A 12,241-nucleotide genomic window follows, 5' to 3' on the forward strand; every position below is an offset into this window, starting at 1 on the left:
TCCCCCTTCGAAATCTTAGGAAAGACAGGAACAATTGAACTCATTGAAGAATATTTTTTAATAACTCTACGGAAATCGAGGTGGACTTAAAAATGACACGGATTTCTCGCTTATCAAAACTTAACGCTGAGCGCATCCATTCTTCCTATGTTAATCGGATGACAGCGTCCGGTAGCATTCAAAAAATTGAACACATTCAACGAATCGAAAAAGGAGAAAATCGGACGAACCACCCTTCAGAGAACCAGTTGCTTTCCTATGAACGATATTTTAACCGCGATCTAGTTGCAACAAATCAACCCAACCAATCCTTTGTTGACTATCAAAAACAAGACAATCAACTTGAAAAGATTGTTTCCCATTTTGTAAGTAGTTATAATCAGACAATCGTCTCCCTTTCTAGTTATGACGCACATACCAGATTAAAGTATGTACAGACCATTTATCAGCTATTTTTAGCATACGCTAAAGAGCTCAAATCTATCGGTATATTTGAGGGATCCCAATATACCCTTTTCTTTAAACCATCTATCGTAAAAAAACAGTCGTATGATCAAATTTATCACGTAATTTCCATATTTAAAAAATCACTCTTAGCCCAATATTATGATATTGCAAGAGATCTATCAAAAGAAGAACATTCATACTCAACTAGATCATTGAATATTAAAGGGTTATTATTTGAAAAAGAAGGGTAACCCTTTTTATTTATTAAATATTGTCAATTTCTGTTACACTGAAAAAAAAGTGAACACAAAAAGAGGAGCTTATTATCATGGATGTAATTGTTTCGCATATGAATTTAGATTTTGATGGGCTAGCCTGTTTACTTGCAGCTCAAAAACTCCATCCCAATGCTAAAGTAGCATTGACTGATAAACAACATCCTACTGTGAAATCATTTCTTGCGATATACCGAGATCAGCTGAGATTTATCGAATATGAGAAAATTGATTGGAAAGAGCTTCGGACTTTAATTCTGGTAGATGTAGCTTCACTTAAGCGAACCGGAATTCCTATCGAGGAACTACCAATAACCGTTCATACAATTGTCTATGATCATCACTCTCCTAAAGAGGGCGATATTTCAACAGGCGAACGCCATATTAAGCCTTACGGTGCTGCGATCACTCTACTTGTCGAGAAATTGATTGAACGAGCCATACCAATTAGTGCGTTCGAGGCTACCTTGTTTGGCTTAGGTTTATATTCTGATACAGGTAATTTCACCTACTCTCAGACAACTGCACGAGATTTATTTATCGGTGCTACTCTTAAGGAGCAGCATATGGATGTAACGTTAATTGATCGTTTCAAAGAACAAGTCCTAACAGCAGACGAAAAACAACTGCTTCAAACTTTGCTTACAAACGGAAAAGAATATGATATACAAGGATTGAATATTCTTGTAACTAGCCATGAACAACCAGACTACTTAGGTGGATTAGCCACAATTACAAGAAAAGTACTAGATTCGGCAAGTGTAGATGCTGCTCTATCTGTCGTAAAGATGAAAGACCATGTCTATGTGGTAGCCAGAGCTAATTCAGAACGAGTGGATCTCCGTCCTCTTATGGCAAAACTTGGCGGTGGAGGGCATGCTCAAGCCGCTTCTGCAACGGTAAAGAAACAAGAACTTAAAATCGTCATTCAACAGGTTAACGATCATTTAAATGATCTAATAATGGAAACGGTAACAGCAGCTGATCTAATGGCAAAGCCGGTTAAAACCGTTTCACCGCTAGATTCCATTAAATCTGTACATGAGAAAATGTATCAATTTGGCCATACTGGCTTCCCAGTTTTAGATGAAAATGAAGAACTAGTCGGGGTTATCTCTAGAAGAGATGTCGATAAAGCAACGCATCACGGATTAGGACATGCCCCTGTAAAAGGATACATGTCAACTAACCTCATTGTTCTACCTCCAACAGCAAGTTTGGAGGAGATTACTTCAACGATGATGAGACACAATATTGGTCGTATCCCCATTTTAAACGAACAGAAATTGGTTGGAATCTTATCTAGGACAGATGTAATTGAACAATTGCATAAAAGCGCTAGTCCTAAAGAAAACACGATAAAAGGTTTGATTGAAAAACAAGTTTCTGCAGAAGTTTACGCGCTCTTACTACAAATTGGATCCCTTGCAGATGAACATGACATTCATATTTATCTGATTGGGGGAATTGTCCGAGATCTACTATTAAATCGACCAAATGAAGACATAGATATTGTCGTGGAAGGCAATGGAATTGAATTTGCTCAGTTACTTGAACAAAAACTAGGTGGACAAGTAAAGGTTCATGAAAAGTTTGGGACTGCTGTTTGGACAACTCCAACATCTTTGAAACTCGATATTGTCACATGCCGAACAGAATATTATGATTCCCCGGCTACTCTTCCTATAGTTAAAGCATCCAACCTACGTGAAGACTTAAGAAGAAGAGATTTTACTATCAATGCAATGGCCATCCAGTTAAATAAAAATAACTTTGGATTAATCATTGATTACTTCCAAGGTCAAGATGACCTAACGAGTAAAAAAATTAGAATCCTGCACACCCTAAGCTTTATTGAAGATCCAACGAGAATTATTCGTGCTGTTCGTTTTGCTACCCGTTTTAATTATGTATTAGCTAAACAAACTCGTAACCTTGCAATTGATGCTAGTGCCTTATTAAAACAAGTGAGCGCAACCCGCTTTCTTCATGAATTGAAACTTCTCCTGTCTGAGAATGCAATCATTTCTGGAATTGACATGTTAAACGAACTAGGGGTTTGGAAATCGCTATTTGGAATAAATGTGACTGAAAAACAGTTAGACATCATAAGAGCGGTGAAAGGACGAAATGAAGAAGACCCTTTTGTTTATCTTTTAGCTCTCATTTTTGACAAAAGCAATTGGAAACATCTGGTTAGCCGTTATGCGCTTACAGCAAACAATCAACAACTTATTAGACAATTAGAAGCAATGGAAGAAATTAACTGGGACTCTAAAGCTACACTTAGTGAGCTTCATGAAGTGTTTGCTCCTTATCAAAACAACAATGTCAATCTTTTTGCTCTTTTAACACAGGAACCTTTATTAGAAACATATATTGAAAAAGCATCAACATTACCAGTACTACTGACAGGCAAAGATTTAATGGCTAATGGTATTAAACCAGGACCAACTTATTCAGATATCTTTCACCAATTAACTTGTCTTCAATTAGACGAAGAGATTAACACAAAAGAAGAAGCTCACGATTGGTTATTGACTCTCCATAAAAAGATTCGATAATTTACCTTGCACAAACAGAGTGAAAACCTTTTTGTTTTCACTCTGTTTTTTTATAACCCCATTGCATCGGCTTGTTTACGGAGCTCTCCTCTAAATGTTGGATGCGCAATCGAAATAAGTGCTTCAGCCGCTCCCTAACGGTCTTACCTCTTAACTTCGCTACTCCGTATTCTGTAACAACGTAATCAATGTCATTTTTTGAAGTAGATATAGCAGAACCTTTAGCTAAAGTTGGAACAATTTTGGAAATCGTACCTCCTTTAGCTGTAGAATGTAAACAAATGATCCCTTTTCCGTTATTTGCCATTCTTGCTCCTATACCAAAATCACTTTGGCCACCTGTGGAAGAGTACAACCTCCCACCTATTGATTCAGAATTACATTGTCCTAGGAAATCGATTTCAATTGTTGCATTAATGGTAACAAGTTGATCAATCTCTGCTATTAAACAGCTATCATTTGTTTTATTGACCGGAAACAAATGAACGTAATTATTTTTATCAATAAAATCATATAACTTCTTTGTTCCAACAGCGAACGTTGCAGTCATACTACCTGGCTTCAAAGGGTTTTTAAGATTTGAGATTGCACCAGCCTCATATAAATCAACTATTTTATCTGGTAACATCTCCGTAAAAATAGTTAAATCACGATGTGACTTTAAAAAGTTCATTATTGCACTTGGAATGGCTCCAAACCCTATTTGAAGTACATCACCATCCTTAATTAATGAAGCGACTTTTTGCCCAATAATCACATCTTCTTCTTTTAAAGTAATATCAGATGTTTCATTAAGTGGCTGATTCGATTCAAATAATTGATCAACTTGTGTAATGTGTATTTGATTTTCTCCAAATGTATAGGGCATGAACTCATTAACTTCAAGGATTACTTTTTTAGCAAATGGAATGAGCGAGGAAACATAGTCGCAATTTGTACCGAGAGAAAAATACCCTTCTTCACTCATAGGAGATACTGTCGCCATAATTACGATCTCATTGGTAATTTCCTTTAAAATCTCTGGAACATCAGAAAAGTGATTTGGTAATAAATCGATCTCTTTGTCATAGAAGGCTCTCCGCTCATCTTTGTTTAAAAACATCGACACAATCTTCAATTTCTCGGGAGGCACATCAAGAACAGGACGAAAAGATAACATCTGAAAAAGCCTGTTACCGTTAAGCCCCTCATGGCTTCCTAACGCATTTATTAATTCACCCGGCTCCCCAATTGCGAGTGGCACAACGATATCTTCTTGACATTCTATGATCGAAACCGCTTCCAGCGCAGTTTGTGAGCGCTTTACTTTATATAAATGTTGCAACTCCATTTCGTTCCTCCTACCCATATATATAAATTCATTCATGATTTTGCTCATGAAAACAAATTCTTCAACAAATAATATACAGTGAAATAATGCTTATCACCATATAATCTCTATAATAATATAGTGTTTATTTTTAGACAATCCTATGTACAAAAACGGGAAACGTTAGGGGGGTCCAAATGTCTACCCGAAGAGAGCGAAAGAACAAAAAACGTAAAACACAAAGGAAATACTTAATATTATCAGTATTCCTCGTTATACCTCTTGCTTTCATAACCGTTACGACGTACTCTTTTATACAATATGAAGAAGGAAAAACGGCCTCAGAAAATTACATTATGCATAAGGGTCAAAGTGAATATCAAGAAGAAAAGAATTCTTTTGCTAAAACAATTATGAAAAAGGAACCCACCAATCATGAACCAATGAATGTTTTGTTAGTAGGAGTCGATAAATCAAACAATGGTATTGCACGAACAGATACCATTATGATTGGACAATATAATCCTTCTAATGGTGCTAGTAAAATCGCTTCTATTATGCGTGATTCTTATGTTGAAATTCCAGGACACTCCAAGAACAAAATAAATGCTGCATTTGCCTTTGGTGGGGTTGATTTACTTCGACAGACAATTGAAGATAATTTCGGCTTAAACATTCATTATTACGCATTAATTGATTTTTCTGGTTTCATCCAATTAGTTGATACAATTGCTCCAAGTGGACTTCAGGTAACTATCCAGGAACGAATGTATGACCCTAAACATTCGGTGGACTACCAACCAGGTCAATATATATTAAATGGTGAAGATACATTAAACTATGTTCGTTTTCGTAAAAATAGCGAGAGTGATTTTGGACGTGTAAGAAGACAGCAAGAAATTATTACCATTCTAAAAAATGAACTATTTACCTTTTCTGGCATGACGAAAATCCCAAAATTAATTGGCATGATCGAACCTTTGATTGAGACGAATATTCAAAAAACGAAAATGCTTAATCTTGGACGAAATTTCATATTACATCCGGTAAAAGACATCGAGACAATGCGAATCCCAGTTGGTGGAAACTTTGAAGATGCTTATTACCCTCATGCCGGCTCTGTTTTACAATTGGATATGAGTGCAAACATAAAAGCAATGGAGGATTTTTTTTCTGAGGAATCTGAAGAATCAATGGATGAAGATAAATAAAAAGACTGACCTTCGTCTCTGATCGGACGATGGTCAGTCTTCTCTTAGTCTTGATAAGCCTTAAACACAAGGGTTGCGTTATGGCCACCAAACCCTAATGAGTTACTTACTGCAGCACGAACTGTTTGTTTACGTGCAGTATTTGGAACATAATCAAGGTCACAATCAGGATCTGCTGTTTGGTAATTGATTGTTGGAGGGATAATTCCTTCCTTAATAGCTTTAATAGATAAAATTGCCTCAACAGCTCCTGCTGCTCCTAGTAAGTGCCCTGTCATTGATTTCGTTGAGCTAATTGCCATATTGTAGGCATGCTCACCGAATACTGTTTTCGTAGCCATTGTTTCAAATTTATCATTGTATGGCGTACTTGTACCATGAGCATTCAAGTAATCGATGTCCTCAGGTTTTAGCCCAGCATCATCAATTGCTTGTTTCATAGCTCTTGCTCCACCCTCTCCTTCAGGAGCAGGAGCAGTTACATGGTGCGCATCTCCAGTAGCACCATATCCAACAATTTCAGCATAAATCGTTGCCCCACGCTTTTGTGCTGATTCGAGACTTTCAAGGATTAAGATTCCAGCTCCTTCTCCCATAACAAAACCATCACGATTAGCATCAAATGGTCTTGAAGCGGTAGAAGGATCTTCACTAGTTGAAACAGCTTTAGCTGAACAGAAACCAGCCACGGCCATATTGGTTATGGGCGCTTCTGAACCACCGGTTATCATAATATCAGCATCTCCACGTTGGATGACTTTAAATGCATCACCAATTGAGTTTGTCCCTGAAGCACAAGCTGTTACAGAACAAGAGTTAATTCCCTTTGCCCCTGTAATAATAGATACTTGACCTGATGCCATATCAGGAATCATCATCGGCACAAAGAATGGACTTACACGACGATGTCCTTTTTCAAGAAATTGACGGAAGTTCTGTTCATAAGTTTCCATTCCACCAATACCTGAACCAATCCACACCCCTACTCTCGGTGCAATCTCTTCAGTAATTTCCAGCTTTGAATCCTTTAATGCCATTAAAGCAGAAGCTACTGCAAATTGAGTGAAACGATCCATTTTTCGCGCTTCTTTTTTATCCATAAACGTAGCTGGATCGAATTCATTTATTTCTGCAGCTACTTTCATCGGAAAGTCTTCTGCAGGTACTCTCGTTAAAGGTCCAACACCAGATTTGCCTTCTATTGCACTATTCCAAGTTGTTTCAACATCTAGGCCTAATGGAGTTACTGCTCCCATTCCGGTTATTACGACACGTCTTTTTTCCACGAATGCTCTCTCCTTTTCAATATATACTAGTATAGCTGTTATTTACCCCAACGAATTGCAACAGATCCCCATACAAGCCCTGCTCCAAATCCAACTAGAACAATTACATCTCCATCTTTAATTTTACCACTATTTAATTCTTCAACCATAGCTATTGGAATTGATGCTGAAGAGGTGTTCCCAAACCTATGAATTTGCATTGACATTTTCTCTTGTGGTAAATTTAAACGCTCCCGCGAAGCTTCCATGATTCTAATGTTTGCTTGATGCGGTACTAAGAAGTCGCAATCTTCTTTTGTTAACCCTGCTTTTTCAAGAACTTTAAGAGATGATTCTCCCATTTGACGTACTGCAAATTTAAAGACTTCTCTTCCGTTCATTTCTAAGTAAGGTCCTTTTTGATTAATGTGCATTGCACCAGAGCCATCAGCACCTAGTTCAAATGCAAGTATACCTTTATCCTCAGATACCGGACCAACGACAGCCGCACCTGCTCCATCACCAAATAGTACTGCTGTGTTTCGATCCTCAAAATTCGTTATTTTCGATAATTTTTCAACTCCAACAACAAGAATATGCTTGTATGCATTGTTCTCGATAAATTGTTGAGCCGTAGCTAAACCATAGATAAACCCTGCACAAGCTGCACTAACATCCATAGCTGCAGCATTTTTTGCACCGAGACGATCTTGAATTAAAGCAGAAACGGTCGGAAATGGCATATCCGGTGTTACCGTAGCTACTAAAATTAAATCTAGTTGTTCTGCCGAAATCTCTGCATTCTCTAATGCTTGCTTTGCAGCGATATAAGCCATATCTGAACTTTCTACTCCTTGAGGGGCAAAACGCCTTTCCTCAATGCCCGTTCTCGTTCTAATCCATTCATCATTTGTATCAATTTTCTTTTCAAAGTCAGCGTTTGTTACAAGCTCTTCTCCAATATAGCTACCCATCCCAATAATTCCGGCTTTTGTCATCATTCATTCCCCTTCCAGAGTAAAACACGATTGTTTGGGTTTGTATTAGTACCTGATACTAATTTTAACGTAAGATCCCTTGTCTGTCTAGATGATCGTTTCAACCACGCTCACACACCTTGTAAATAGGCTTTTGTCTTTACACCGTACAAGAACCTCTCCATAGAATACAATAAGGGCTAAGATAGGAGGGAAGATAATGAGTGAAGATCAGAAACCACAGTCTCAAAGTGACTTTTTCTCAGATTTAATGTTCGGTAGACCGCCTCAAGCTGCCGAACAAGAGCAACAAGAGAATATCGATGATGAAAGCGAACAACAACCGTTTTCCAATACGTCACAAGAAAATAAACAGCCAGATCAATTAGAAAGCATTTTTGCACTCGTTCAATCTCTTGCACCTGTAATTGATAAACTCGGACCAATTGCAGCTGCAATCTCGTCTTACATGAAGCAGAACAAAAAAGACACCGATGATAAAAAAAACAACTTATCTAATAATAAGAACGCTAACGATTAAGTTAGCGTTCTTATTATTTAAAAAATCTATTCTTGCTTTTGCAATTCGGTCATTAAGTCGTGGAAGAATCCATCTAGTTGCATCTTATATTTCGTTTCTTCATCTGACCTCGGTTCCATGTCTTTGACTTCGCTATAGGTTTGAAGAAAACCATCCAAATCCCCTGTTCTAATTTGTGCAATACTATACGCTGAAAATAAACGAATATTAGGAGCTTTACTTCTTCTCATTAGTTCAACAAAGGGCTGCAATTTCTGTATCGCTTCTTCGTCCCGTTTTTCTTTTACTAACTGAAAACCTTCTTTCATTTCCAGTGCAAATTCTTTTAATTTCTCTTTCTTCTCCATTTCAACTCCTCCTAAATCTTCCTATCCAAATTCAAATTTAATAATCTCGATCATTTGATCTACTATCAAAACAAAAGCTCGGTCCGAAATTTACTTCGGTCGAGCTATTCGAATACTCTTATTTAGGTTGTTCTACTGCTTCTGATTTTCCAAGTTCGTAAGCCTCATCCATTACATTTAGTAAGAGCTCAAGCATTGGTTGAAGGTCTTCCATATTAAGCTCTATCCCTTTTGCATCTAGAAATTTCTTTCCTTCTGGAAGATGCTTCATTGCAATTTGCATAAATTTCATATTCATTTCAGGATTATTCATTATGATCCCCCTCGTTCTCTCAAATGTGTCAACAATACCATACTATGATAAGTAGATGAAAAGCAAGTAAGTCACAGTTTTATATAGGTTCTTGTGGAAGCTCTCCTGTTTCAATATAAGATTTTACAGCATTTCCTATCTTTATCTGAAATTCCTCTGGCACTTTCGAACTAAAGTTTCCTAACGTAATCACACCGTCATCAAAGTCAAATCGCAAATTTCCTTTTTCTAGTTCGCTATTAAAATATTTCTCGGCAATTAATTCATATAAATAATCGACATGCTGGACCGTGCTCGTTAGAACCGTTGATTCCCCTAAATCAGATTGATCACCAACATAACCAATTGCATATAATCCTTCATTTCTAGCTTCTTCAATTACACTGACATGAAACCCATCACCAGCGGGATAGAATACATCGACGCCTTCACTTTTTAATTGCTCAAAATATGAAGAAGCAAGTTCACTGTCAAACCAGTCATGTACATATTCAATGTGGACACTGGAGTCATTTCTTCCATATAGTGCTGCACCTGCTTCAAAACCTTGTACTTCAGGTTGCCATGGAAATGTTGCAATTGCTCCAATATGTCCTGTTTCAGACATTGCCGCGGCAATCATTCCTGCGAAATAACCCATTGCATAACTATCAAAATGAAGACTTGTGACATTGTCTCCTTCAACTTCTCCGTTAAAACTGACAAAATGAACATCAGGATATAAAGGTGCAATTTCTGTAAATAAATCAGCGTAATAACGACCATGTCCAAAAACAAGCTCTACTTCTTCCTTGACAAAGTCTTCTATCGCATTTTTCACTTTTGGTTCTGTGTTCATATCTTCTTTAAACATCACTTCTACATTTAAATTTGAATGAATGTTTAGCAACCCTTGATATCCTTTACTATTCCACCCCTGGTCATCAATTGTATCTTCGAGTAATAATCCTACTCTATTTCCATTACTAGCATTCGGACTGGCACAGCCTATTAATAGTATTACTGGCACTAGTAACAATAAAATCCGTTGAATAAACATGTTGACACTCTCCCTATTTGTTTGCACCACTTTTATTATAAAACATTTTACAATCGATTTTTTAACTTTTTTCAATTTCAATCTAAACTAATGTCCATTTATTCGTTAAACATATTTCCATTTCCTCTCTAACATTCAAGGTGAAACATACTTGTAATAGGATTGTAATCTTAATTTCAAGATGAAACATTCGATCAACATTGTTATAATGAACCGAGACATTTGATAAAGGTCTTCTGTAAGAATTATTTCTAAATAAATTATCTTTTAAGTGAGGTTCAATATGAAGAATTATAAAGAGGCAGTCGAGTCGCGTCGTACATTCGCGATTATTTCCCATCCTGACGCCGGAAAAACAACCTTAACGGAGAAACTCCTTCTGTTCGGAGGTGCCATTCGTGAAGCTGGATCGGTAAAAGGAAAGAAAACAGCTAAACATGCGATGAGTGATTGGATGGAGATCGAAAAACAACGTGGGATTTCTGTAACTAGTTCTGTACTTGAATTTGAATACGATGGTTATCACGTGAACATCCTTGATACTCCTGGTCACGAAGATTTCAGTGAAGATACGTATCGTACTTTAACAGCAGCTGATTCAGCTACGATGTTAATTGATGCCGCCAAAGGGGTAGAAGCACAGACAAAGAAACTTTTCAAAGTATGTAAAATGAGGGGTATACCAATCTTTACATTTATGAATAAGCTGGACCGACAAGGAAGAGACCCTTTCGAATTAATGGAAGAGCTTGAAGACTTATTAGGAATTCGTTCCTACCCAATGGGTTGGCCGATTGGAATGGGCCAATCATTTTCAGGAGTTTATGACCGACATAATAAAAGATTAGAATTATATAATCCAAACAACCCAAAAGAAATTGATGTCATTCAATTAGAAGGTCCAGATGATCCAAAGTTAGATGAAGCAATTGGTGATGCAAGCCTTGTTGCTCAGTTTAGAGAAGAGTTAGAACTTTTAGATGTTGCAGGAGATGAATATGATGCGAACCTTATTGCAAAAGGTGAATTAACACCGATCTTTTTTGGGAGTGCTATCTCCTCATTCGGCGTACAAACTTTCTTAGAGCATTATCTCAACTTATCACCAGCACCAACACCTCGGGAGAGCTCATCTGGTATCATTAACCCTCTGACTCACTCAAAATTCTCAGGATTTATCTTTAAGATCCAGGCTAATATGAATCCTGCCCATCGTGATCGCATTGCATTTTTGCGAATTACATCTGGGAAATTTGAACGAGGGATGAATGTCAAACATGTTCGAATTGGAAAAAATTTAAAGCTTTCTCAACCAACACAATTCCTTGCACAAAGCAGGAGTATTATTGACGAGGCCTACGCTGGAGATATTATTGGGCTTTTTGACCCCGGTACTTTTCGAATTGGTGATACCCTTGTAGAGGGAGAGGCGTTTGAATTTGATGAAATGCCGCACTTTTCTCCTGAGTTTTTTAGTGCCATTACAGTAAAAGAAGCTCTGAAACATAAGTCATTTGAAAAAGGGCTACAACAATTAACGGAAGAAGGCGCCATTCAACTATTCAAAACGTATAATCGCTTTACTGAACAGCAAATTGTCGGTGTAGTCGGTGTCTTACAGTTTGAAGTACTAGAATACCGTCTTAAACATGAGTATCATGTTGATATCCAACTTGAACGACTACCTTTTTCTTTTGCTCGTTGGGTATCTGGTCCTACTGAAGCATTAGAAGCGTTCAAACGTACTCAAAGGAACTTAGCAACCGATCGCGATGGACGAATCGTAGTTCTTTTTGAAAATGAATTTCAAATGCGGACCGCAATTGAAAAATATCCAGATATGAAATTTCATGAGAATTCATTTATTCGCGAAGGTTGATTTAGACAAAATAGAAGGGGTGTCTCACAAAGTCTTCTTTGACCTTGTGAGACACCCCTTCTACAGATTTACGG

Annotated in this window: 11 protein-coding genes; 5 read left to right on the top strand and 6 right to left on the bottom strand. The window is 37.3% G+C overall.

The features are described from left to right. Positions 1-92: 92 nt before the first annotated feature. A complete protein-coding gene (locus BkAM31D_RS16045; RefSeq protein WP_066152835.1) occupies positions 93-698 on the top strand; it encodes a hypothetical protein in 606 nt (201 codons plus the stop codon). A gap of 77 nt (positions 699-775) precedes the next feature. Beyond that, positions 776-3,286, top strand: a complete 2,511-nt coding sequence (locus BkAM31D_RS16050) for a CBS domain-containing protein (protein WP_066152838.1) — start codon at positions 776-778, stop codon at positions 3,284-3,286. Positions 3,287-3,323: 37 nt separating this feature from the next. Here BkAM31D_RS16050 and BkAM31D_RS16055 read toward each other — a convergent pair whose 3' ends face one another. Then, the gene (locus BkAM31D_RS16055; protein ID WP_235820376.1) at positions 3,324-4,616 is read right to left on the bottom strand and encodes an acetyl-CoA hydrolase/transferase family protein; all 1,293 of its coding nucleotides are present in this window, start codon (positions 4,614-4,616) and stop codon (positions 3,324-3,326) included. Positions 4,617-4,792: 176 nt separating this feature from the next. Between BkAM31D_RS16055 and BkAM31D_RS16060 the strand changes: the two genes are divergently transcribed. Beyond that, positions 4,793-5,806 (top strand): LCP family protein, encoded by a 1,014-nt coding sequence (locus BkAM31D_RS16060; RefSeq protein ID WP_066152841.1) that lies wholly within the window; start codon positions 4,793-4,795, stop codon positions 5,804-5,806. A 44-nt stretch (positions 5,807-5,850) separates the two neighbouring features. On the opposite strand, the gene fabF is transcribed toward BkAM31D_RS16060, so the two are convergent. Both fabF and BkAM31D_RS16070 read right to left on the bottom strand, forming a co-directional pair. Next, positions 5,851-7,092, bottom strand: a complete 1,242-nt coding sequence (fabF, locus tag BkAM31D_RS16065; RefSeq protein WP_066152844.1) for a beta-ketoacyl-ACP synthase II — start codon at positions 7,090-7,092, stop codon at positions 5,851-5,853. A gap of 38 nt (positions 7,093-7,130) precedes the next feature. Continuing rightward, positions 7,131-8,069 carry a beta-ketoacyl-ACP synthase III gene (locus BkAM31D_RS16070; RefSeq protein ID WP_066152847.1) on the bottom strand — a complete coding sequence of 313 codons (939 nt, stop codon included), beginning with the start codon at positions 8,067-8,069 and terminating at the stop codon, positions 7,131-7,133. A 199-nt stretch (positions 8,070-8,268) separates the two neighbouring features. On the opposite strand from BkAM31D_RS16070, the gene BkAM31D_RS16075 reads away from it, so the two are divergent. After that, entirely contained in the window at positions 8,269-8,589 is a 321-nt protein-coding gene (locus BkAM31D_RS16075) for a hypothetical protein (protein WP_066152850.1), read from the top strand. A 26-nt stretch (positions 8,590-8,615) separates the two neighbouring features. Here the strand turns inward: BkAM31D_RS16075 and BkAM31D_RS16080 are convergent, their stop codons facing one another. The 3 genes from BkAM31D_RS16080 to BkAM31D_RS16090 all read right to left on the bottom strand — a co-directional run bounded on the left by BkAM31D_RS16080 (position 8,616) and on the right by BkAM31D_RS16090 (position 10,288). Further along, entirely contained in the window at positions 8,616-8,936 is a 321-nt protein-coding gene (locus BkAM31D_RS16080; protein WP_066152853.1) for a hypothetical protein, read from the bottom strand. Between the two features lie 118 nt (positions 8,937-9,054). Then, positions 9,055-9,249, bottom strand: a complete 195-nt coding sequence (locus BkAM31D_RS16085; RefSeq protein ID WP_066152855.1) for a ComZ family protein — start codon at positions 9,247-9,249, stop codon at positions 9,055-9,057. Positions 9,250-9,328: 79 nt separating this feature from the next. Then, complete coding sequence (locus BkAM31D_RS16090) at positions 9,329-10,288, bottom strand: BMP family ABC transporter substrate-binding protein (RefSeq protein WP_066152858.1); 960 nt, start codon at positions 10,286-10,288, stop codon at positions 9,329-9,331. 283 nt (positions 10,289-10,571) lie between these two features. On the opposite strand from BkAM31D_RS16090, the gene BkAM31D_RS16095 reads away from it, so the two are divergent. Beyond that, entirely contained in the window at positions 10,572-12,167 is a 1,596-nt protein-coding gene (locus BkAM31D_RS16095) for a peptide chain release factor 3 (protein WP_066152861.1), read from the top strand. Positions 12,168-12,241: the final 74 nt, after the last annotated feature.

This window comes from Halalkalibacter krulwichiae (assembly GCF_002109385.1).
Classification (GTDB): Bacteria; Bacillota; Bacilli; order Bacillales; family Bacillaceae_D; genus Halalkalibacter; species Halalkalibacter krulwichiae.